This window comes from uncultured Anaerococcus sp., from assembly GCF_963512375.1.
In the GTDB taxonomy this organism is placed as follows: domain Bacteria; phylum Bacillota; class Clostridia; order Tissierellales; family Peptoniphilaceae; genus Anaerococcus.
Map to the genome: position 1 here is coordinate 1 of NZ_CAUPMI010000007.1, position 24,342 is coordinate 24,342.

Here is a 24,342-nt window from a genome sequence, read left to right on the forward strand (position 1 = left end):
GGATTGAGAACAAAATGTAGTATTTATTACTACAACTATAATATACGAGGAGGTTGGACAAATAATATGGGGGTTAGGGGGCTTCCCCCTAAAGGACCCCCTTATTTGGGATTTTTTATCCAAGATAATATTGTTATTTAGTGTTTTTCTTCGGAACTTTATCTTTTATTAAATTATATTCATTTACAATTGTATCTTCGTACCTAGGGGGAACCCAAGGGGGCGGCAGATGCCCCCTCACCGGTTCCCCCTAAGACCCCCTTACGCTACACCCCCGACTGCTCCTAAAGCGGAGTGCGAACAGAGAAGATTGCCTAACGGCAATCCACTCTTGGTAGACATAGTTCCTTGTTTTAGTTATCCTTACTCTTACTGATTTTGACATTCCGATGCCTAAAAATCTCAATCTAGTCCAAATTTATGTTTTGTATACACTCTACATCTTAGTAGTTACAGAATTTTTATTTTTACTCGTGCGTCAGGAGATTTTCTTAACGGCATCTCCATTTACAAAATCTCCCGACCTTGGGAGATTTATTCTGTATTTTGAGAGAATATTAACGTCTGATTAGTTCTAAAGCTCGTTTGCTTCGCAAACATTGCGATTAGAGAGTCTAATAAACTAATTTATAGAGAGATTTAAAAGCAAAAGTCACCGTAAAGAAAATCACACTGACAACTAGACTAAAATACAAATACTGTAACTACTAAGACGACAAGTAACTATAAAGATAACAGTTAGACTAGATTGTGATTTTTAGGGGACTTTTAATTTTAAATCAGTAATAACAAGGCTAAATAAATACGAAGTAATCCACCATAATAAAGAAGATTTTTGAAAAAAATCTTCCTTTTTTGCCCTCCGCTAAGGAGTCGCTTGCGGGGGGTAACGGAGAGGGGGTATAAGGGGGAGGCCGATGGGGACCCATGCGAAAGGGTCCCTGGGCCTCCCCCTTTGTACGAAGGGATAGGTTTATAATTATAATTTATTATGAGATGACAGTACGAAGAATTAAAGGTTATAATACTATTATCTTTATAATTAAGAATGGGGTATTAGGGGTAACACCCCTAAAATAATTTATCTTGGATAAAACACCCCTTTGACTTTAGCCCCAACACTTGATATAGTTATAGTAATTGATTATTTTACAATAAGGAGAGATTTTTATGGAAACTGGGCCCTACCACAGTTTGATTACGATTTTAGTTACAATTGTATTAATTTTATTAAATGGATTTTTGACTAGCTTACATACTTCGCTTATTTCCCTTAATGGAGCTAAGCTTAGGGAGGCGGCTGAGTCTGGAGATGATAAGGCGGCTAGCCTTTTTAAGCTGGTTACCGATCAGGATAGGCTTAATCAGTCTTTTGCTATGATTAATGCCTTTTTATCCCTTACTACCCTTGCTTTTTTGGCTAAGAGGATTAGGGATATGTCTTTGCTTGCTTCCTTTATTTCAGATACTTCTGTTTTATTTTTTATAATCATTGCTTATATCATTATTAAGATAATTTTTGTAGACAAGATTCCGCAGAGGTTTGGGGTTAGAAATCCTATGGCACTTTCTTCTGGGGCAAGCGGCCTTGCTAGGCTTGTTATGGTCCTTACCAGTCCCTTGGTTAAGTTTACCGACCTTATTACCAATTTTATTATGAAGATTTTTGGGATTAAGGCTAAGGATATACAAAGGGAAGTTACTGGCGAGCAGATTAAATCTATTGTCCAGATTGGAGAAGACCAGGGAATTATTCGACCTATGGAGTCTAAGATGATCCATTCTATCATGAGTTTTGATGATATCTTGGCTGAGGAAATTATGACTGCTAGGACTGATGTCTTTATGATTGATATTAACGATAAGGATAGGACTTTCCTTGAGGAGTTTGTCAAAATTAGGCACAATAGGATCCCTGTATATGAGGATGATGTGGATAATATTTTGGGTATTATCTATACTAAGGATTATCTTTTGGAGGCGACTAAGGTTGGCCTTAGTGATGTTAATATCAAGGATATCCTAAGACCGGCTCATTTTGCTCCTGATAAGATTGAGGCTGACAAGCTCTTTTCTGATATGCAGAAAAACCACATCCATATGGCAATTCTTATCGATGAATATGGTGGATTTTCTGGAGTTTTGACTATGGAAGACTTGATTGAGGAGATTGTAGGAGATATGGAGGATTCCTTTGACTATGATATTCCTGACATTAGGATTAATAATAAGAATGTCTTTGTGGTTAAGGCTTCTATAGGCATCAAGGACTTAAATGAGAAGATTCCAATTGATATAGATGAAGAAAATGAAAATTACGATTCGCTCGGCGGCTTTATTATTGATAAGCTTGGCTATATACCAGAAAAAGATGCCAAGGAGACTATTATCTATAATGGCTACGAGATCAAAATCCTTTATATGGAGGATAACAGGATTAAGGCCTGTAGGATTCGAAAATTGAAGGAAGATGAAGATAAAAAAGAAGAGGAATAAAAAAGTCATTGCCCGCCTAGCTTTTGCTAGGTTTTGGCCAATGACTTTTTTCTATTCTTCTGCTTCTAGGTTTGGTTTTAGGATTATGGTTTTTAATTTGCCTTCCTGATCAAAGCTAAAGAGTATTTCTATGTTGTCCTTATTTTTTGATACAGCAGTTATGAAGATATTTACCATGTCTTTCTTATCCTTTAGATCTATGAGATTTGGGTTGGATAGGAATTGGTATTCCATGCCTGTAATTTCACCTGCTTCATCAAAGGCTGCTTGTAGGTCTTGGTAGATTTCTTCCTTATCTACTAAATCTGGAGTTTCCTGGTCAAATTCTTCTTTTCTTTGGTTGTAGATTAAGTTTACCAGGTCGTTGGCCTTTTGGAGGTTGTCTTGGTATTTATCTGTCATGTATTTTTGCTCTTTTTCGAAGGTGTATGGGCTTATTTGATAATTGGTAAGTTTGCCATCCTTATTCCTTACGAGGGTAAATTCCAAGCTTCCTTCTTCATTTATGCTTATTACCCTGAGTATTGTTTCATCTGTCGTATCGCTTGTTTCGTTTGTTATAGCCTTTATCCCGCCTATGTGGCCATAGTCATCTATTGGTTTAAAGGATGCGGCAATTTTGTCATTATCCATAAGCTTTCTATAATCATCGGCTAAGAGGTTTGAAAATTCTTCGCTCCTTTGCTCATCGACTAGTCTTAAGACATTTAAGATGAAGCTTTTATCATTATCTTTTATATTTTTCCCTATAAAGGTGTATTTAAGCCAAGCTTCTCCTATATCATCTTTTACCATGACACTTTCTAGCTTATTTTCTGTATTTTCTTCTACTGGGGCCTTAGGTTTTTCTTTTTTTCCGCATCCTGCAAGGGCTAGGGCACAAAGGCCTAGGGCTAGTAGTTTTTTTATTTTTCTCATATATCCTCCTTGAACTTATTCTTATTTTACCATAAAGGCTTGAAAAATCTTCTTTGAAGGATTTTATTCCCTAATAAGTGGCACAAAAAAGCCAACCCATATGGATTGGCTAATAATTAAAATAATAGGTTTTCGTCTGAAGGAGCATCGCTTGATAGGATTCTTAGGTCAAGGGCTACACCCTTGTCGTGAATTTTCTTAAAGTTTGCTCTATCTTCTGTACTTACAAAGACATCATCGATTACTTTTTCTTTGCCTGGTAGTTCTCTCATGTTTCCTACGTTGATTGATTTGATATCAAGACCAGCATCCAGTAGTTTTAGGGCATCTTCTGGGCCTTCTACTAGGATTAGGACCTTTTTGCCGTCGTGGTCATCTTTTATTTTTTCGATTAGGTTTTCAACGCTTAGAAATCTTGAGTCAGCGTAAAGTGGAGTTGCTATGTTCATTAGCTTTTGTGTTTCTCTATCTTCTGCTACTTTGTCATTGGCTACTACTATTAGGTTAGCGCCTTCTTCTTTTACCCAGCTTCTTGCAACTTGTCCGTGTAGAAGTCTGTCATCGATTCTTACAAATACTATTTCTACCATTTTAGCCTCCTTATTTATTTTGTAATGATTGTTTAATTAATTTTATAATTTCTCAAATACTATATATCACTTATAATTTAATTCAAATTAATTTTTTACTTAGACCAGATATTTTCTGGATAGACCCCATCATCTAGCATTTGTTTAAAGGCTTCTTGAGCTAGGGCTAAATCCTCTTTGTAGGTGATTCCTATCCATTTTTCGCTTGTTGGGATTATTGTTACTTCTGCCTTGTCACTTCTTATTAGCTCATCTATCATTTCTGGTAGGACGTATTCGCATTTTTCTAGATTATCCTTGTTTTTTTCTAGGTAGGATATAAAGTGCTTTTCGCCTAGGTCTATAAACTCAGGGAAGGATGCCCAGAGATTCATTGATACTAGGGATTCTAGGTTGAGGATGTCAGAGTCAAGATTTTCCTTTGATGAGAAGGTCTTAGCTTCCTTGTCATAAGAAATTTCGTGGGTTTCTATGATTTTTACTAGCTTGTTATCTTCATTTCCTAAAGATACTCCTCTTGTGACTGTACCGTTGTCTGATAGGGTGTTTTTAAGCTTGTAGCCTGCCATGGCGATTTGAAGCTTGCCATTTTCATCTGCAGGAGTCCTTACCAAGAAGTCGTGGAGGTCTTTAAAAACTGATTTGCCATAATAATCATCTGCATTTATTACAAGAAATGGATCTTTTACAAGGCCTTTTGTGGATAGGACTGCATCTACTGTGCCCCAAGGTTTACTCCTGTCCTTTGGAGATTCAAAGCCTCCTGGCAGACTCATATCTTGGTATGCATATTCTACTTCGATTATTTTTTCTATCCTATTGCCTATTATTTCTTTGAAGTCTTTTTCTATGTCACGCCTTATGATAAAGACTATCTTGTCAAAGCCTGCTTCGATTGCATCAAAGATTGAATAATCTATGATTGTATAACCATTTTCATCCATCTTGGCTAGTTGCTTGATGCCTGCTCCGTATCTTGATCCTATGCCCGCGGCAAGGACCACTAGACTTGTTTTCATTCTTACTCCTTTTCTTCATAACCATTTGGGTTATTTTTTTGCCATCTCCAAGAATCTTCGCACATCTCATCGATTCCATTTTCTGCCTTCCAACCAAGAAGTCTGTAGGCCTTAGAGGCATCTGCGTAGGTTCTTGCTATGTCTCCTTCCCTTCTTGGGACGATTTTGTAAGGGATTTCTCTTCCAGATGCCTTTTCAAAGGCCCTTAGGACCTCAAGGACTGAGTAGCCCTTACCTGTGGCAAGATTTATTATCTCAACACCTTTTAGCTCGTCTATTTTATCGCAAGCTAGGACATGACCCTTGGCTAGGTCTACTACGTGGATATAATCCCTAACTCCAGTGCCGTCGACTGTATCATAATCATCGCCAAAGACTCTTAAATAGTCAAGTTTTCCTACTGCTACCTGGGCGATGTATGGGAGGAGGTTGTTTGGAATGCCTTGTGGGTCTTCTCCAATTTTTCCTGATTTGTGGGCTCCGATTGGGTTAAAGTACCTGAGTAATACTACCTTCCAAGAAGAATCTGATGTGTAAAGGTCAGTCATGATTTGTTCCATCATTGACTTAGTCCAGCCGTAAGGGTTGGTGCATTCGCCTTTTGGGAAGTCTTCTGTTACAGGTACCTCTTCTGGGTCTCCATAGACAGTGGCTGATGATGAGAAGATTATATTTTTACATCCAACTTCATTCATAGCCGCTAGGAGGGAGAGGGTTCCTGTGATGTTGTTATGATAATATTCTAGAGGTTTTTTTACAGATTCTCCTACAGCCTTAAGGGCTGCACAGTGGATAACTACGTCGATTTTTTCGTTTTTTAGGACTTCTATGAGCTTATCCTTATCTAGGACATCTGCTTCATAGAATGTTAGCTTTTTGCCAGAAATTTCTTCGACCCTGTCTAGGGCAATGGTTGAAGAATTTATGAGGTTATCATAAATTACGACTCCATAATCCTTTGCTAAAAGCTCTACTGCTATGTGGCTACCGATGTAGCCGCATCCTCCAGTTATCAATACATTTTTCATGTCTACTCCTTATAAAAGAATGTTTTTCTGGGAGTCCTTATCAAAAAAGTGCATTTTTTCTTCATCCATGTATAGGGTGATTTCGCTGTGTTTAGCAATATTTTCATCCATGCTCAAAACTGCGTTTATCTCTTGGCCACCTACATTGAGATAGGCATATTGTTGGGCTCCTAATAGCTCTATAAAGTCCACAAGACCTGTAATTTCTGAATCAGTCTTTCTGTATGAACTGTAGATATGCTCAGGTCTAATGCCTAGGACCAAGTCTTTTTTGATATATCCCTTGGATTCTAATTCGTATCCTTTTTTCTTACTTATGTGAATTTTGGTAAATTCATTTACTAGATAGTAATTATCTTCTTCTTTTATTACTTTACCATTAATTAGGTTCATTTGTGGAGAACCGATGAAAGTTGCTACAAATAAATTTTCTGGCTTGGTGTAAACATTGATAGGGCTATCGACTTGTTTGATTTCCCCATCTTGCATTATGACTATCCTATCAGCCATGGTCATGGCTTCTGTTTGGTCGTGGGTTACGTAGATAAAGGTGGTATCAAGCTGTTCGTGGAGCTTGGTGATTTCTGCCCTGGTTTGGACCCTGAGCTTGGCATCAAGGTTTGATAGGGGCTCATCCATCAAAAAGACCTTTGGATCTCTGACTATGGCTCGGCCTAGGGCTACCCTTTGCCTTTGACCACCAGAAAGGGCGGCAGGTTTTCTTTCTAGGTATTGGACAAGACCTAAAACTTCTGCTGCAGCCATAACTTTCTTGTCAATTTCTGGCTTTGGCACCTTGGCAATCCTTAGGGCGTAGGACATATTTTCCCTGACTGTCATTTGTGGATAGAGGGCATAGTTTTGAAAGACCATGGCTATATCCCTGTCCTTTGGCTCTACATCATTTACAAGCTTATCTCCTATATAAAGCTTGCCCTTAGAGATTTCCTCAAGACCTGCCACCATTCTTAGAGTTGTAGACTTACCACAACCTGATGGGCCTACAAATACAACAAACTCCTCATCTTTTATTTCTAAGTTAAAATCTTTAACTGCTGTGAATTTATTATCGTAAATCTTATATATATTTTCAAATTTTAATCCAGCCATCTAGGCCTCCTTAAGCGTGTCTCTTGTTATAAAGGTATAAAACTAAAAGTAATATTGCAAGTGATATGAATTGGACAAGGAGAGGAAGGTAACCTTCTTTCCTGTGGCCTAAAATTTGGAGGATGACTCCTAGGACAAAGAGTAAGCCCAAAGCCCAATTCGCAAGTTTCTGTTTTTTATAATAATCCATACTAGTCCTCACAATAAATAAGTTCGCCGCCGGCAAGTTCTATTTCGTGGCCGCAGCCCTTGCCATCATAGACGGTGCTTATTACCCTATCATTTGAATTATTTATCACGCAATATTTCTTTAGGTCTGGATAGGCTGTCACCTCTAGCCTTAGGTCATCTGCGTAGTATTTCTTAAGGTCATCTTCCTTGTGGGCTACATAGTGGATGGCTCTTTTGAGAAGTCTGGTGTTTTCTAGACTATAAGGAAGGCCCATAGCATAAAAGCTCCTGCCCTTGCCGTAGTCCTTGGCTGCAAGATAGACTTGGTCATTTTCATATTTTAGGATTTGGGTATCTTCATCAAGAGCATAAATATTTGCCTTAAGCTCCCCATAATCGTAAGATTTTAAATCTTCTGTGATAAAGTGGCTGTCAATTTCTTTTGTAAAATACCTGTCATAGCCTTGGGAGTAGCCTTTTTCCATATCAAGGCCAAAGACATCAGCTAGTTGGAAAAATCTACCGTTGGCAAGATAGGCTGAAGGCTCGCCGATTCCTATTAGGCCGCCGCCTTCGTAGACAAATTTTCTAATATTTGCCACGACTTCTGGGTCTAGGAAATTTTCTCCGCCAGAAAATGAAGTATAGGCATCGCCTGCATTTATGATTACATCAATTGATGGGTCAATTCCCTTTCTCACATCGTCAAAGCTTATAAAGGACACATCCATATCCATACCTGTCAAGGCTTCCATCATACCTGCATAGGCATAGGCAAGTTTGAATTTTTTGCCGTGGGCAACTACATAGGCTCCCCAGGTTCTTAGAGATCCCCAAGAGTTAAGTATTGCGACCTTGCAAGATGTGTAGGCCTTAGCCTTTGAAGAGATTTCATAAATTTCCCTAAATTCATCGGCAACCTTTGTTATATAGTCGATAAATTTTGGAAACTTGTAGGCAAGTGATAGGTAACCACCATAGCCAATCCTATCTAGAGGGCTCCTTAGGAGGGCACGTCTAGCCTTAACCCAATTGTCCTTGGCTTCGATTGATGGGTCGTTGCCTTCGTAGAACTCATCTGGGAAGAAATATGGCAAGAACCTGCCTTCTGTAAATGGCACATCTATGTCAGCTATGATCCTAAGGGTCGCCCCATCTCCTACAGAGCCTACAACTCCATCAAGACCAATATCTTTAAAATATTTGCCATATGGTTCTGTTCCAATCCAATGGTCGCCCAAAAACATGATAGCCTTTTTATTGTATTTATGGACTAAATCTACAAGTCTTTTGGCCTTTTGGGAGACAAATCTTTGTTGGAAGTCTATATAGTCCAAAAATTCTTTGGAAGGAATCCTGTAAGGGCTGTTGTAATAGCCTTGGTCGATGAAATCTTCGCTCTCAAGCCTGTAGCCGTATTCTTTTTCAAAGGCTATCATAGCTTCAGGGGATACGCTGTTTTGGTAACCGAACCAATCTACGTATTTTTCTAAGCCGTCCTTGTTAAAAATTAGGGAAAATTGATAGAAGAAGGTTGTAAATCTGACTACATCAGTTTTTGGATTGGCCTTAAGCCAATTTTCTAAGTTTTCTTCTACGAATTTGCTTGATTTTTCATACCTAACATCAAAAGGGATGTGGTGGGCAACTTCATCTCCCCAGTCATTTGTGATATGGTTATACATCTGCACTGGATCCCAGATGCCGTAGGCTAGGAAATTGACTGTGTAGACGTGGAAGGGCTCTGTTTTTATCTTTACAAGATTATTCTCCTTATCCACTTCCCACAAGCTAGGGTCAAGCTTAGCCCCTCTTGTTCTATCATAGACATCCCACCATTCTTTTGGGTCATAGTCATAATCTGCTCTTATTTGGTCCTTGTAATAGTCTCTTAAAAAGTCAATTTCTGTCAATTCTCCCTTTGCAGTTACAAAATCGCTTATAAGGTAGAATCTTGACATCTCAAAAGGCACGGTTTGGGCAAAATCGTTGTGGCCCCTGGTTGGGAAGAAGTTGGTGTAAATATCAACTCCTTCTATGTCTTTTATATCTTCTGGAAGATAGGTTCCATCAGAATCTCTTAGGGCATCAGCCCCTAGTTTTTCAATCATTTCGATAGTTTCGTCATAAAAATTAGCTTCGCTTGGAAGGGTGAGCCTTCCTCTTTTCTTATTTGTCATCCTTTATCTCCTCCTACCATCATTCCTTCGGTGAGTTGTTTTTGTACTAGTATATAAATTATTAGGGTTGGGATCATTACAATTACAAGACCTGCGTAGAGCCTGCCGTAGTTTGCAGCTCCCCTTGCAGCTTGTTGTAGGTTTATAAGGCCTACTGGCAAGGTTCTCTTGCTTGGCTCGGTCATGAGTGTTAGGGCAAGTATATATTCATTCCAAAAGCTTAGGAAATTGAATAATATTACTGTAATAACAGCTGGCTTTGCCATTGGAATCATGATATCTACCATGGTCCTAAAATATCCTGCCCCATCTATATAGGCTGCTTCCTCATAAGATTTGGAAATGGAAGCAAAGAAGTTTGTCAATAGATAAACTGTAAATGGGACTGCTGTTGATGCATATATGAGGGCTAAGATAAACCTGTTATTTAAAAGGCTTGTTGGAAGAGCCTTTGACGCATCTCTTAGGAGTAAAAATATTGGAATTACTATATAAGATAGGTTTATAAAAAGTCCTGCCTTGATATATGAATTTACAAAACGTCTACCTTTAAAGGTCATCCTAGCCAAAATATATGAAAATGGGAGGGCTATGGCAAGTAAGATTATTAGGGCCATAAGGGTCACTATCACAGAATTTAGGAAGTACTCACCCATGTTGGCCGCTGACCAAGCATCCTTAAAATTGTCTAGGTAAAAGGATAGGGGAAGGGCCCAGGGATTTTCATAAAATTCTGCATTTGTCTTAAGAGATGCCATAAAGACCCAAGCCACAGGGATTAGGATCGATAGGGTAAAAAGTATAAGACATAGGTAGGTGAATATTTTAAAAAGTTTTGTCTGATTTTTCATAAGTTGCTCCTAGTATTGCATGATATCTCTTTTTGTCAATTTATGAATTATAGCTGATAGGACAAAAGAGAATATAAATACAACTACGCCTATGGCAAGTCCATAACCAAAGGAGGAATTTGTGTAAGCTTGTTCATATTGGTAGTTAAGCAGGGTAAGGCTTGCCCCGTCAGGACCTCCACCTGTAAGAGCCTTGATTATCTGAAAGGCAATATTTATGTTGCTGATTACATAAAAGGTGAGGGTGGTTCTGATTGTTTCCCAGCTTAGGGGAATGGTTATATCAAAAAACTGACGCATCTTGCCAGCCCCATCTAGGTTTGCTGCCTCATAGAGGTGTTCAGGGATTTGGCTTATGGTTGACATATACATTACCATATAATATCCTACAGCCTGCCAAATCATGGCAAAGGCGATGGAATAGACAACAAGCATCCTGTCACCTAGGAATGCTGTATTTGTTCTTGCCGGATTAAAAAGTCTCATAAAGCCGTTTATAAGTCCTTGGTCCATCCCATAAATAGAAGCAAAAATTGAGGCAATTACTGCTATTGATAGGATATTTGGAATATAGAATATGATTCTAAAAAAATTCCTGCCCCTAAGCTTTTCGCGAGATAAGATTGAGGCGAAGACTATGGCCAATACTATGGTTACTATTGTTACGATTACTATGAGAAAAATTGTGTTTTGGAAGGCTCTTATGAAATTTTTGTCAGTGGCTAATAGCTTGAAGTTAGAAAGGCCTACAAAGCTCCTCTTTCCAGAAAGCCCTCCGGTTTTAAAGAGGGATTCGTAAAATACCTTGATAGTTGGATAGATCATAAATAAGGTATAGAGGATTAGAGAAGGAGTAAGGCCAAGGGCTATAAATCTTTTTTTGTCCTTAGAATTTTTCATATAAACTCCTTATAAAAATTAAAGGGCGGTTGCCCGCCCTGATTATTAAATATTATTGAGCTTTTATAGCATCTGAAATTTTACCTGCTGCTTCTACAACATCTTTTTGCCAGTCTGCTACACTCTTATCGCCATTTGCTACTGAGTTTACAGCATCAAATAGTTCAGTTTTCATATCCACACCTTCTACTGCTGGTGCTTGAGCCCAACCACCTACTGCAGCTTTTACGCCTTCTTCGTAGATTGAGTAGAATAGTTTTTGGTTTTCATCTGTCATCATTGCTTCAACGCCATTTATTGGTTGAACGGCTCCGCCGTTTTCTAGGAAGGCTTTTGTTGCAGCATCTGAATATAGGTAAGCGATAAATTCTTTTGCAAGCTCAGGTTCTTTGCAAGTTTCTGTTACAAATATTTGTTCAAACCATGAATAAGCGTATCTTTCTCCATCTTTCATTGATGGTAGAGCCATTAGACCCCACTCAAAATTATCAGAAACGCCTTGAGCATCCTTCATCTCTTCTATAATCCATGTACCATTTGGCATGAATAGAGATTCATTTTTCATAACTTGTAATTGGTTTTGGGTAAATGATTCGTTATTTGCTTGGGCAACTGTGTTTGGATTTAGGTATTTTAGAATCTTGTCTACAGTTTCAAAGTATGGTGTCGCTTCTTTTTCCCAAGCTTCCTTGTCATAGTTCATTAGCTTATCAAATAATTCAGCTCCACCGATTTCATAAAACATTGCAAAAGAGAAGGTATCAAAATAACCAGTTGTTGGATAGGTAAATAGTGAAATACCATCTTTTTTGGCTTCTTCGCCTAGGGCTAGGAACTCATCCATTGTCTTAGGAAGTTCGTATTTGCCGCCACCTTCTTTAAACATAGCCTTGTTATACCATAGACCTGTTGGTGAATAGAAAAGTGGGGCAAGGTAGGTTTTGCCATCCCCATATGGGTTTGTTACAGCTGTATCTGTAAAACCTGGGATTATTTTAGACTTAACTGTAGCATCCTCTCCAGGAACTGTCATATCTAAAACATCTGTAATATCCATAAGCATTTTTTCTTTGATCATTGTTTCTGTTAGACCAGATTCTTGTCCGATGTTGTTATAGATTACATCAGGAGCATTTCCTGCTTGGATTTCTGGTCTGATAACTTCGTGGATATTTTTTTCAAATTGTGCCTCAACCTTAGCACCTGTCAATTCTTCAAAATCAGCTATGACTTTTTTCCAGCCTTCTGTACCATAACCGCCATCAAGACCTGCAAGGGTTAGGGTTTTGCCGGCAAATTTCTTGTCAGAAGCATCATTTGCAGCATCCTTGTCATCTTTCTTTTCGCTATCTTCCTTTTGGTCTGCGTTTTCACTAGTTTCTGCTGGGGCATCTTTTGTGGTATCCTTTGCCTCTTGGTTGCTAGAGCATGCTGTAAAAGCAAAAATAGCTAATAGGGCTAACATTGTTGTCTTCAACTTGTTCATTTTTTCCTCCTTGAAATGGTAATTACCTATATTTATATTATAAAGGTAATAAGACTTTCTGTCAAGATGAAAGTAAAACATTTTCACGGAAATTTTTTGTTGTTTGATTTAGAAAAACCGTGGAGATTTTGCTTATAATTAGCAAAATAATTTATAAAATATTTGAAAAGTTTAAATTATAAGGTAACATAAGTTTATAATTAATATTGACTTAGACAGGGACCTTTGATTTATAAAGTGTTTACAGAAAGAAACGATAGCTGAGAAGTTTTGGCACAAAGATTAAAGCACCACCCCGGAGTTTCTCATGTAATGTGAGGCGTTAAGGCGCGATAAGCCTTCTAATGAGACTAAAATTAGGTGGAACCACGAACGAAAGACGTATCGTCCTATAGCCGTAAGGGCTGGGACATACGTCTATTTTTATTAAAAAAACAAGGAGAGATTATGATTAAAATTAAATTACCAGACGGATTAATTAAGGAATATGAAAGTGGAGTCTTGGTAGGAGATGTAACAAAGGATATCTCTGAAGGACTTTATAGGGCAGCAGTCGGTGCTGTTGTAAATGGCAAGGTTATGGGCTATGAAGAGCCTATCAATGAAGATAGCGACTTTAGAGTTGTTAAATTTGAAGATGCAGAAGGTAAGGAAATATTCTGGCATACATCAAGCCATGTTATGGCTGCAGCAATAAAAGAGCTTTGGCCTGAGACAAAATTTGCTATAGGACCTGCCATAGCTGATGGTTTCTACTACGACATGGACCTAGACCACAGATTTACTCCAGAAGATTTAGAAAAAATCGAAAAGAAGATGAAAGAGATTGCCAAAAAAGACCTTAAGCTAGAAAGAGTTGAAATCTCAAGGGATGAAGCTCTTAAGCTCTTTAAGGAAGAGGGCCAAGACTATAAGGTTGAGCTTATAGAAGATTTACCAGCAGATGAATTAATTACCCTTTATAAGATGGGTGATGCTTTCACAGACCTTTGCAGGGGACCACACCTTGTTTCAACAAAGAAAATTAAGGCAATCAAGCTTAAAGCTATAGCAGGTGCTTATTGGAGAGGTGATTCTGATAAGACCATGCTTCAAAGAATCTACGGTATATCTTTCGAAAAGGCTAAGGAATTAGAAGAATACGAACTCTTGCAAGAAGAAATCAAAAGACGTGACCATAGAAAGATCGGCAAGGAAATGGACCTATTTGCCTTCCACGAAGAAGGACCAGGCTTCCCATTCTTCCATCCAAATGGCATGATTCTAATGAATGAGCTTCTTGATTGGTGGAGGGGTGTTCTTGATAACAATGGTTATGGGGAAATCAAAACACCACTTATCCTAAATGAAGACCTATGGCACAGATCAGGCCACTGGGACCACTACAAGGAAAACATGTACTTTACAAAGATAGATGATGAAGACTACGCAATCAAGCCAATGAACTGCCCAGGATCAGTTTTAACTTACGCATCTAACCAACATTCTTATAGGGACCTACCAATAAGACTTGCAGAATTTGGCCAAGTTCACAGACACGAGCTTTCAGGTACTCTTCACGGCCTATTCAGAGTTAGAACTTTCACCCAAGATGATGCACACGTTTATTGTCTTCCAAGCCAAATCAAAGAAGAAGTTTATAGAATGATCGACCTAGCTGACCTTCTTTACTCAACATTTGGTTTTAAATATACAATAGAATTATCTACAAGACCTGATGATTATATGGGAGATATCAAGGATTGGGACTTTGCTGAAGACCAACTAAAGGCTGCCCTTGAAGAGAGAAATATAGAATATCAAATAAACCCAGGCGATGGTGCCTTCTACGGTCCAAAAATCGACTTCCATCTACTAGATGCTGCTAAGAGAGAATGGCAATGTGGTACAATCCAGCTTGACTTCCAATTACCAGCCAACTTCAACCTAGAATATGTAGATGAAGATGGTTCTAAAAAACGTCCAGTAATGCTTCACAGGGCCCTACTTGGTTCAGTAGAAAGATTTATCGGTGTCCTAACAGAACACTTTGCAGGAAGATTCCCACTTTGGATTAACCCAAGACAAGTAACAATCATCCCTGTAGCAGACAGATTTGCAGAAAAGGCAAATGAATTAGCTGATAAAATCAAAGAAGCAGGCTTTAGGGTAAATGTAGATTCTAGAAGCGAGGGAGTAGGCTATAAGATTAGGGCTGCTCAAATGATGAGAGCAAACTACATGCTAGTAGTAGGTGAAAAAGAAATCGAATCAGGCCTATTAACTGTAAGAAACAGAGACGGCGAAGAAACTAAAGATGTCAAAGTAGAAGACTTCATCTCACAAATCTCAAAAGAAAGAGATGAAAAATCAAGGGAATCAATCTATTAATATGACCTATAATGCTATAATCCTAGGCACAGACCACAACTCCTACTCGGTAGCCAGGTCCTTTTATGAGGCCTATGGCAAAAAGCCAATAGTAGCAGGCTCTGCAGTCCTTGTGCCCTTCTATAAGTCAAAGATAGCAGATATATACACGGCCAAGGACTTTTCATCAGATGATGAGGTCTTTGTCAAAACCCTAAATGATCTAGCCAAGGAAAGGGATGAGGAAGATTTTATCTTCTTCGCCCCAACAGAGCATTACGTAGACTTGCTCTTAAGAAATATAGACAAGCTTGACTTTTCTTATAAGGTTCCTTATCCAAATCCAGAAGAAGCTTCTAAGCTAATCAAAAAATCTGAATTTTACAAGCTTTTGGAGAAATTTGGCCTCCCATATCCTAGGACCTTTAGGGCGGCTAGGGATAATTGGAAGGACCTAGACCTTGATGGCGAGCTCTTCCTAAAGGCTGATGAATACGATGATTTCATAGCAAGTGACATAAAAGTTAAGCAAAAGGGTTACCATGTAAAAGATAAAAACGAAGCCCTAGAAGTTTTGGAAAATATCTACGATAGTAAGTATCAAGGCCATGTCATTGTCCAGGAATTCATCCACGGCGGCCAGGGAAGCGAATATTCCCTAAACGGCTACAGGGCCAAGGATGGGTCCATATCAATGGTCCTTGCTAGAAACCTCCTATCAGATATGCGTCCTATGTGGGTAGGCAACCACCTAGTCCAGGTTGACCATGACGAAAAAGCCATGTATGACCTAGCAGAGGATATTGTGACTAACTTATCTTATGAGGGCCTTTTCAATTTAGACTTTAAAAAGGATAGTAAGAGTGGTAAGATTTATATCCTGGAGATGAATATTAGGCAAGGCAGGACCTTCTATTATTCAACCCTAGGTGGAGTCAATCTCATAAAGATAGCGACAGATGATCTAATTTTAGGCAAATCTGTTAGCGAGAGGACCAAAAGGCCTTTCATGCTTACAGCCATCAACAAGGATGTGGCAAGAAGCCATGTAGATCCTTCACTATTAGAAGAGTTTGACAAGAAAGAAAGAAATGAAAACTCAGCCATCCACATCATAAACAAGGCAGATGATGGCTTTATGAGAAGTTTGAAAGTTAAAGAAGCCCTAAAAAGGCAAGAAAAAGAATTATTTGACTAAGCTTAAAGAGATAGAAGCAAAAAAATGCGGCTATCTCTTTATATTGTAAAGAAAGTAAAAGGAGGTTTTATGAGCGAAAGAAAAGTTACAGAAAACAGAATGGGGACCATGCCCGTTGGCAAGCTCCTATTTTCTATGTCTTTGCCGATTATAATTTCGTTTTTGGTCCAGTCAGTCTATAACCTGGTCGACTCAATCTTTGTGGCAAGACTATCTGAAAAGGCCCTAACAGCGGTATCCCTATGTTTTCCGGTCCAAAATATAATGATATCTGTGGCTGTCGGCATAGGAGTAGGATCTGCAGCCCTTATTTCTAGATTTTTGGGCATGAATGATAAAAAAAGGGTAGGCCAAGTTGCAACCCACGGCTTAATCTTAGCGGCCCTTGCGGCAGGATTATTTGTTTTATTTGCAATATTTTTTACATCCTTTTATGCAAGCAGCCAGTCAAAAGACCCAGAGATAATTAGATATACAGAAGACTACCTATCTGTAGTCCTCATATTTTGTGGAGGAGTCTTTTTCCAGATATTTTTCGAAAAGACCCTCCAAACAACGGGTAACACAGTCTACACCATGATTACCCAAGGCATAGGAGCAGTTATAAATATAATCCTTGACCCAATCATGATCTTTGGCCTACTTGGCTTTCCAGCCATGGGTGTAAGGGGAGCAGCCCTTGCAACAATCATTGGCCAAGCAGGAGGAGCCCTAGTCGGCCTATATTTCCACACCTATAAAAATAAGGAAGTTAACTTCGAATTCCATAAGTTCCGCTTTCATGGAGATATACTAAGACAGATATTTACAATAGGACTTCCTTCAATAATAATGAGTGGTATCGGTGCCTTTGTCTTATTTTTTATGAATGCCATGCTTTATGGATTTGGATCATCTGCGGTAGCTGCTTATGGTATTATGTTTAAGCTCCAGTCCTTTGCTTTTATGCCAATGTTTGGTATTTCAAATGCCCTTCTTGCCATAGTTTCTTTCAACTACGGGGCAAGAAATAAGGAGAGGATAAAGGAGGCTATCAGACTTGCTCTAACAGCATCCTTTGCCATAGTGGCCCTTTCAGTTATCCTCATGTGGGCCTTCACCAATCAGATTTTTGACCTCTTTGCTGCCACTGATGTCATGAGAGAGATTGGTATACCAATGGTAAGGATTGTTTCCCTATCCCTTATTATTTCTATCCCATCAGTAGTGGGTGTAGGTGGAGTCTTTCAAGCTCTTGGCAATTGGAAGTTTCCTATCTTCCAGTCTTTCTTAAGACAGGTCATAATACTCCTTCCTATTTTTTATCTATTTACAAAAACAGGCAGGCTAGATATAGCTTGGTGGGCCTTTGTAATAAGTGAATTTATAAATTCCACCTTCTGTGTTTATTTCCTAAAGAGAGATATCAGAAATAAAATTGATGTTTTATAAAATTTAGCCCTCAGGGGCTATTTTTTGTGAATAAATCTATATTTGAAGATTTTGTTCTAATATAATTTTGATTGAAAAAGAGGGAATAAATCTGTCATAAAAATACACAAAGATTAACTTGTAGAATATAGTATAATATTACAGAAATACTGTACAAAGTAGAAGACTAGATTGAGGTGTATTATGGGATTTTCCTATGATAAATTATGGAAAAAATTAATAGATAGAAAGATGAATAAACTAGACTTACAAAAATCCATAAACAAACTCCTCACACTATAGCAAAAATGGGACGAGATGAGAATGTAAGTATGGAAATACTTGGCAGGATATGTAGGTATTTTAAATGTGATATATCTGATGTATTGGAGTATAGAGATGAGTGAAAACTTACATAAGAATTCGATACTATATTTGTGATTATGGAATTTAATTAATGGTGGTAGAAACTATGAAAAAGATATTAATAATTGAAGATGATAAAAATTTAAATAAAGGACTTTCTATAGCCTTAAATAAAGATTATGAAGTTTTTTCTGTAAACACAATTAGTGAAGCTAAAAATTTTATTGATAATGTCGATTTGATTTTACTTGATATGAACTTACCAGATGGAGATGGCCTTGAAATAATAAAAAAAACTAGAGAAAGTTCGTCAATTCCCATTATAGTTTTATCTGCCATAGATCTAGAAGCATATATCATTTCAGCCATAAATTTAGGTGCAGACGACTATTTAACCAAGCCTTTTTCTTTAGGAATCCTAGAAGCAAAGATAAAGAGAGCCTTTGAAAAAATAGTTTCTAGTGATTTAAATCTTTATAAGAAAGATGGTCTAGACTTTAATTTCAATGAAAATATTTTCTTTGTAGACAATAAAAATATAGATTTCACAAGGACGGAGACAAAAATTTTATACTACTTAATAAAAAACAAGTCTCAAGTTATTACTAAGGAATTACTATTTGATTTTGTTTGGGGAATAGATGATGAATTTATTGATCAAAATACATTGAGCGTCAACATTTCTAGGATAAGAAACAAATTAAAACCCTATGACCCAATAGAAACAGTCTTTGGAGTTGGTTATAAATGGCAGTTTTAATAGGTCTTTTAGTTTTTATAATTGGAATTCTTTTATATAAATATATTGTCTTGAGAAGTGAAATGCGTGAATTCTCAGACTATATTGACCAGGCTTTGGATGGAAATTTAGAAATTACAGAATTTGATGAAAAGGAATTATCTAAAATTAAATCAAAGCTCATTAAGTTTTTGTATGCCAGCCAAGTAAAAGAAGCGAAAATAAATACAGAAAAAAGTAAAACAAAAGATTTAATTGCAGATATATCACATCAAACCAAGACACCCATTACCAACCTTTCTTTATACATTAGTCTTTTAGAAGATGATCCCAAAGAAGAGTATCTTGAAATTATAAAGTATGAGCTTAAAAAACTAGAATTTTTGATACAAAATCTAGTAAAATCTTCTAGGCTAGAATCCGATATTATAGGACTACAAAAACATCAAGCAAATTTAAAAGACCTAGTAGAAGATGTTTTGAGAGAATTTAAAGTAATATTAGATGAAAAATGTATAAGCATAAATTTAAAAGACCAAGACTTAATTTTCAATTTGGACGAAAGATGGCTTAAAGAAGCCGTTCACAATCTAGTAGATAATGCTATAAAATACTCGCCAAATGGTTCTACAATTAATATTTCAGTTTATAAATCTTACCTAAACTATAATCTAGACATAGAAAATGAGTGCAAAGACATATCAGAAGAAACTTTGCCAAAGATATTTGAAAGATTTTATAGAGGAAAAAATTCAGTTTCCAAGGACGGCTTGGGTTTAGGTCTATTTATAGCCAGAGAAATTATAGAGAAACATGGTGGAAATATAAGAGCGTCTTTGGATGAAAATAGAATAAAATTTTCAGTAGACTTCCCTTTGTGAGAAGTCTTTTTTCTTACAAAACTGTAAGAAGTCTTGTAAGTACTTTGTAAGATATGAATGTTATATTAAATATAGAGAGGTGATAGATATGTTAAAAGTGGAAAATTTAAAAAGATATTATAAAACAAATGACGTGGAAGTAAGAGCTCTTGATGGAGTATCTTTCGAAGTAAAAAAGGGAGAATTTATTTCTATAATTGGAGCAAGCGGATCTGGTAAATCAACTTTATTACATTTGTTAGGTGGACTTGATTATCCTACAAGCGGAAAAGTTATTATTGATGGTACGGATATATATGCTCTAAAAGATGATGAGAGAACCATTTTTAGAAGAAGAAATATTGGTTTTGTCTTTCAAGCATATAATCTTTTGCCCATGCTAAATGTATATGAAAATATAATTATTCCCTTTGGTCTTGATGGGGATAAGGTAGATAAAAAATATGTTGATTCCGTAATAGACATTCTAGAGATAAGTGATCAAAAATATAAAATGCCTAACGAATTATCTGGTGGACAGCAACAAAGAGTTGCCATAGCAAGAGCCTTGGTTACTAAACCATCATTAATTCTAGCTGACGAACCCACAGGTAATTTGGATTCAAAATCATCTTCTCAAGTTGTTTACTTACTAAAAAAGATTAATAAAGAACTTGGAAATACTATTCTTATGATTACTCACGATGATGCTGTAGCTCAAGCTGCAGAAAAAACTCTAAGGATAGAAGATGGAAGGCTGGTGGGAAATAATGAAAGTCAAAAATAAAGCTTATATAAGGAGTCTAGCAAAAAATATTTTAAATGCGAATAAAAGCAGGAGAAATATTCTCTTATTAGCCATTGCTTTGACTTCTATACTTTTTACAAGTTTATTTTCCGTAGCCTTAGGTTTAGGGAAAAGTATGGAAACCCAAACGATGAAAACAATTGGTACAATCAGCCATGGTTCTTTTAAAGATATTTCTGACGAAGATGTAGAAATATTAACCCATGATAAGGATATAAAGGATTTTTCAGTAAGAGAGAAAGTTGGAATTCTTGATGATGAAAAAGTTATGGCAGAACTATCTTATATGGATAAAAAAGGATTTGAATGGTCTTTAATAGAAAAAGTTAAGGGAAAGTTTCCAGAAAAAGAAAATGAAGTATTTCTAGATATATCAACTGCTAAAAAATTAGGTTATAAGGGTGAAATAGGAGAAGAAATAGAAGTTCCTTTTAAAATAGAAAAAGCGTACACAGGAGAGGTTATCGAAAAGAAAAGTGATAAATTTATTATATCGGGGACTTTTCAAAATCCTATTGACTCCAATGTCGGTGTAGGTCAAATCTATTTATCAAAGGCTTATGTAGATAAATTATCGATTCCAAAAAATAATAGCGATTTGGAAGTAATGTTAAATAATTCTTTTAAGATAGGGGATAAACTTTTAAAAATTGCAGAGAGAAATGGTTATAAGGTGGCAGATAATCCTGGAAATCTATCCGACAAAGAAATAAGAATTGGTGTTAACTTTGCCTATCTTTTATCTGGTGATAGTAGTTTTGACTTTAAAACATTTCTACCCTTCTTAGCTTTTTTGATTTTAGTAATAGTCGCTGGCTACTTAATAATAAACAACATTTTTAAGATTTCAGTAAATGAAGATATTAAACTTCTGGGACTTTTAAAAACAATTGGAATGACAAAGCCACAAATCAAAAAACTCGTTCATCTAGAGTCTTTAGCAGTCGCACTTCCAGCAATAATAGTTGGAGATATAGTAGGGATTTCTATCGGTAAAATTATTTTAAATAAAATATTTGCAAATAATGAGATGTTAACGGATGTAAAATTATCAATCATCGTAATAATCTTAATTATCTTATTTTCGACAGCCTTTACTTTGCTTACAGTATTTCTATCGGTTATGAGACCTGCAAGATATGCAGCAAAAGTTTCTCCAATAGATGCCAGCAGATACAACGAAATCCAGATAAAAAAGAAATATAAAAGCGAGGATATTTCTCTAGGAAAGCTTGCTAGAAGACAAGTTTTCTCAAATAAATTTAGGTTTATATCTATTGTTCTTTCTATTAGCTTATCTGCAGTTATTTTAAATAGCGTTTTAACTTATACTGGTAATATTGATCTAGAAAAGGGGATTTCTGATGTTATTGCAACGGACTATAATATAGCAAGCCCAAAATATTTTAGGTATATGTACTCAGGAAGTGAGGACAGTATAAAGGATAATTTCATTGATGAAATAGAAAATCAAAAGGGATTTAAAGCTGGTGGAGCATTATACTATTATGGTTATGAGTACGATTATCAAGATATAAAAATAGAAGACAATAAAGTTGCTCCAATATTATTGGGAATAGATGATTATCTAATAAATAAACAAAAATTCATAGATGGAGAGTTTGATAAAGACAAATGGCAAACAGGAAATTATATTATCATAGGAGAATATGGAGATAAAAAATCTGCATTTAAAGCTGGTGATAAAATAAAAATCAATGTAAAAAATAAAATCAAAGAAGTCCAAGTGATGGGAAAGGTTGAATATAACTTTTCAATTGGTCTTAGATATTTCCCTGTAATTAAGGAAGATGTAAACGATGAATCTAGTCCTACTTTAGGCTTGGAATATATTTATATGAATCCGAATGAGTATAAAGAGCTTACAGGAGATCAAAGTATAATGTCCTATGGATTTGATGTAGAAGATAGTGAAAAGGAAAATTTTGATAAGTTATTAAAATCTTTTGAAAATAACCCAGACTTTTCCTATGACTCAAGAGATCTTCAAATAAAGTCTTTTAAAGATTTCAAAAATCTTATAGAATTTGTGGGTTATAGTTTATCTATAGTATTGTTTTTAATTTCTGTACTAAACTTTATAAATATTATTGCTACAGAAATTCTAAGAAATATGGTTAATCTATCAATCCTTGAAGCTATCGGAATGACCAAGCGTAATATTAAGAAATATTTAATCAAAAAGAATTTGATATATTCAATTTCAAGCTTAGTATTTTCTTTTATAGTAATGCTACTTGTAGATAAATTTATTTTGATAGATTTTATGGCAGAAACTAAGTGGACTTCCTATAAATTTGTAATCATGCCACTTATACTTGTAAACTTTGTAAATATAATCATTGGGATAATATTTACAGGGGGGTTCTATGAAAAGCACAGCCAAAACAGTCTTGTAGATAGAATAAGAAGTTTAGAATAACATTTTTTATGTTAACCAGAAATAAAAAAGGCTGTGGGCATTCAAACTCATAGCCTTTTATCTTGCCACCTGAAGACTCTATAAATTAGTTCTTCTAAAATTCCTAATTTAATGAGCCCTTTGGGCGCTTTTTTACAAAAAAACTAGCAAGCTCATCTTAAGATTTGCTTGCTAGTTTTGATTATAGACTTATTTATTTGTCTTCTTTTGTAGCAGCCTTGTAGATTTCTTCTAGGTAGCCTACTGTGTTATTAAGGGTTGCACCTGTTACTGCATCTACTGCTTTGCCATTTTCGTTTGCATCTATTACTTCTTTGATTTCTTCTGGAGTCTTGCCTACTACGAATTCTTCGATAGCCTTGTAGTTTTCGTCAAGGTTTTTAGTAGCCTTGGCCATATCCTTCATCATCTTTGAATATTCTTCGTTGTTTTCAAGTTTGCTTGAAAGCTTCTTAGCAGGATCTGCGTAGTTTTCGCCGAATTTCTTATCTGAGTTTGGTACTCCATCTTCTCCTATATATTGAAGTTCATCTATACTTGCTGCGACGATTTTGCCATCTTCTACTACTACAAATGTGTCTGTTACAGCATTATTTGCACCAGCTGTACCAAAGAATTGTTGAACTTTGATATTTGCAGGGTCACCTTCAAAGGCAACTGCATTGTCATCTTCTTGTGCTGTTTCGATGATTGCTTCTAGGTAGCCTTTTGTATCAACAAGTGTAGCTCCTGTTACAGCATCAATTGCCTTGCCATCTTCAGCGCCATCTACTACTTCTTTAAGCTCATCTATAGTTTTACCTTTAGCGAAATCTTGGATAGCCTTGAAGTTATCTGCGATTGATACTGTAGATTTAGCCTTTTCTGTCATAAGTTTAGAATAAGCTTCGCTGTTCATAAGTTTTGAACCAAGGATTTTGCCTTCTTTTGCACCTTTTTTGAATTCTGTGTCAGAATCTTGGTTTGGAAGGGCTACGAAATCTGATCCTTCGTCAAAATATTGGAACTCATCGATGCTTGCATCTACGATTTTTTCTCCATCTGTTACAACAGCAACTCTAGCAAATGAACCTTCTCCGTGTGGAGCTTTTAGGCTACGTCTTAGGACAAGTTTGCCCTCAAAGTTTGCCTTAAGATCTTCTACCCTATCTTTAGCTTCATCTTTAGCTTCGTTAGCAGCATCTTCAGCCTTATCCTTTGCATCTTCAGCGGCATCTTTTGCATCTTCAGCGGCATTTTCAGCCTTATCTTTTGCATTTTCTGCAGCATCCTTAGCTTCTTCAGCTACATTTTCAGCCTTTTCGCCAGCATCCTTAGCAGCTTGGTTGCCACATCCTACAAAAACTAATGAAAGAGCAAGAGCTAGGCTTGCTAACTTAATTTTGTTTGTCATTTTTCCTCCTATAACATTCCTTTATGC

General features: G+C 36.6%; 19 protein-coding genes and 1 pseudogene. 9 read left to right on the forward strand and 11 right to left on the reverse strand.

Annotated elements, in window-relative coordinates; genetic code table 11:
* Positions 1 to 1,170: 1,170 nt before the first annotated feature.
* Positions 1,171 to 2,496, forward strand: coding sequence for a hemolysin family protein (locus RRB46_RS04295; RefSeq protein ID WP_311537640.1), 1,326 nt, complete (start codon positions 1,171 to 1,173; stop codon positions 2,494 to 2,496).
* A gap of 51 nt (positions 2,497 to 2,547) precedes the next feature.
* Here the strand turns inward: RRB46_RS04295 and RRB46_RS04300 are convergent, their stop codons facing one another.
* From RRB46_RS04300 to RRB46_RS04340, 10 genes are all read right to left on the reverse strand, one after another.
* Positions 2,548 to 3,414 (reverse strand): hypothetical protein, encoded by an 867-nt coding sequence (locus RRB46_RS04300; RefSeq protein WP_311537641.1) that lies wholly within the window; start codon positions 3,412 to 3,414, stop codon positions 2,548 to 2,550.
* Between the two features lie 116 nt (positions 3,415 to 3,530).
* The gene (locus tag RRB46_RS04305) at positions 3,531 to 4,004 is read right to left on the reverse strand and encodes a PTS sugar transporter subunit IIB (protein WP_311537642.1); all 474 of its coding nucleotides are present in this window, start codon (positions 4,002 to 4,004) and stop codon (positions 3,531 to 3,533) included.
* 95 nt (positions 4,005 to 4,099) lie between these two features.
* Positions 4,100 to 5,023 carry a sugar phosphate nucleotidyltransferase gene (locus tag RRB46_RS04310; RefSeq protein WP_311537643.1) on the reverse strand — a complete coding sequence of 308 codons (924 nt, stop codon included), beginning with the start codon at positions 5,021 to 5,023 and terminating at the stop codon, positions 4,100 to 4,102.
* A 2-nt stretch (positions 5,024 to 5,025) separates the two neighbouring features.
* Positions 5,026 to 6,051: a UDP-glucose 4-epimerase GalE gene (gene galE / locus RRB46_RS04315; protein ID WP_311537644.1), complete on the reverse strand. Its 1,026-nt coding sequence runs from the start codon at positions 6,049 to 6,051 to the stop codon at positions 5,026 to 5,028.
* A gap of 9 nt (positions 6,052 to 6,060) precedes the next feature.
* Positions 6,061 to 7,161: a sn-glycerol-3-phosphate ABC transporter ATP-binding protein UgpC gene (locus RRB46_RS04320; RefSeq protein WP_311537645.1), complete on the reverse strand. Its 1,101-nt coding sequence runs from the start codon at positions 7,159 to 7,161 to the stop codon at positions 6,061 to 6,063.
* 10 nt (positions 7,162 to 7,171) lie between these two features.
* Positions 7,172 to 7,351, reverse strand: a complete 180-nt coding sequence (locus tag RRB46_RS10625) for a DUF6903 family protein (protein WP_399529911.1) — start codon at positions 7,349 to 7,351, stop codon at positions 7,172 to 7,174.
* A gap of 1 nt (position 7,352) precedes the next feature.
* Entirely contained in the window at positions 7,353 to 9,512 is a 2,160-nt protein-coding gene (gnpA, locus tag RRB46_RS04325) for a 1,3-beta-galactosyl-N-acetylhexosamine phosphorylase (protein ID WP_311537646.1), read from the reverse strand.
* Entirely contained in the window at positions 9,509 to 10,363 is an 855-nt protein-coding gene (locus RRB46_RS04330) for a carbohydrate ABC transporter permease (protein WP_311537647.1), read from the reverse strand. Before RRB46_RS04330 ends, gnpA begins: the two co-directional genes overlap by 4 nt.
* A 9-nt stretch (positions 10,364 to 10,372) precedes the next feature.
* The gene (locus tag RRB46_RS04335) at positions 10,373 to 11,263 is read right to left on the reverse strand and encodes a sugar ABC transporter permease (RefSeq protein ID WP_311537648.1); all 891 of its coding nucleotides are present in this window, start codon (positions 11,261 to 11,263) and stop codon (positions 10,373 to 10,375) included.
* A gap of 52 nt (positions 11,264 to 11,315) precedes the next feature.
* Positions 11,316 to 12,749: a carbohydrate ABC transporter substrate-binding protein gene (locus tag RRB46_RS04340; RefSeq protein WP_311537649.1), complete on the reverse strand. Its 1,434-nt coding sequence runs from the start codon at positions 12,747 to 12,749 to the stop codon at positions 11,316 to 11,318.
* 447 nt (positions 12,750 to 13,196) lie between these two features.
* Here RRB46_RS04340 and thrS point away from each other — a divergent pair, with 447 nt between their 5' ends.
* The 8 genes and pseudogenes from thrS to RRB46_RS04380 all read left to right on the forward strand — a co-directional run bounded on the left by thrS (position 13,197) and on the right by RRB46_RS04380 (position 22,922).
* Positions 13,197 to 15,119 (forward strand): threonine--tRNA ligase, encoded by a 1,923-nt coding sequence (gene thrS / locus RRB46_RS04345; RefSeq protein WP_311537650.1) that lies wholly within the window; start codon positions 13,197 to 13,199, stop codon positions 15,117 to 15,119.
* Positions 15,091 to 16,296 carry an ATP-grasp domain-containing protein gene (locus RRB46_RS04350; protein WP_311537651.1) on the forward strand — a complete coding sequence of 402 codons (1,206 nt, stop codon included), beginning with the start codon at positions 15,091 to 15,093 and terminating at the stop codon, positions 16,294 to 16,296. Before thrS ends, RRB46_RS04350 begins: the two co-directional genes overlap by 29 nt.
* A gap of 69 nt (positions 16,297 to 16,365) precedes the next feature.
* The gene (locus RRB46_RS04355) at positions 16,366 to 17,727 is read left to right on the forward strand and encodes an MATE family efflux transporter (RefSeq protein ID WP_311537652.1); all 1,362 of its coding nucleotides are present in this window, start codon (positions 16,366 to 16,368) and stop codon (positions 17,725 to 17,727) included.
* A gap of 183 nt (positions 17,728 to 17,910) precedes the next feature.
* Positions 17,911 to 18,113, forward strand: a pseudogene (locus tag RRB46_RS04360) (helix-turn-helix domain-containing protein).
* Positions 18,114 to 18,178: 65 nt separating this feature from the next.
* Positions 18,179 to 18,832, forward strand: a complete 654-nt coding sequence (locus RRB46_RS04365) for a response regulator transcription factor (RefSeq protein ID WP_311537653.1) — start codon at positions 18,179 to 18,181, stop codon at positions 18,830 to 18,832.
* Positions 18,820 to 19,692 (forward strand): ATP-binding protein, encoded by an 873-nt coding sequence (locus RRB46_RS04370; RefSeq protein WP_311537654.1) that lies wholly within the window; start codon positions 18,820 to 18,822, stop codon positions 19,690 to 19,692. Before RRB46_RS04365 ends, RRB46_RS04370 begins: the two co-directional genes overlap by 13 nt.
* Positions 19,693 to 19,780: 88 nt before the next feature.
* The gene (locus tag RRB46_RS04375; RefSeq protein WP_311537655.1) at positions 19,781 to 20,458 is read left to right on the forward strand and encodes an ABC transporter ATP-binding protein; all 678 of its coding nucleotides are present in this window, start codon (positions 19,781 to 19,783) and stop codon (positions 20,456 to 20,458) included.
* Positions 20,421 to 22,922, forward strand: a complete 2,502-nt coding sequence (locus tag RRB46_RS04380; RefSeq protein WP_311537656.1) for an ABC transporter permease — start codon at positions 20,421 to 20,423, stop codon at positions 22,920 to 22,922. The genes RRB46_RS04375 and RRB46_RS04380 overlap by 38 nt, the downstream gene beginning before the upstream one ends.
* A 193-nt stretch (positions 22,923 to 23,115) precedes the next feature.
* Here the strand turns inward: RRB46_RS04380 and RRB46_RS04385 are convergent, their stop codons facing one another.
* Entirely contained in the window at positions 23,116 to 24,315 is a 1,200-nt protein-coding gene (locus RRB46_RS04385) for a hypothetical protein (protein WP_311537657.1), read from the reverse strand.
* Positions 24,316 to 24,342: the final 27 nt, after the last annotated feature.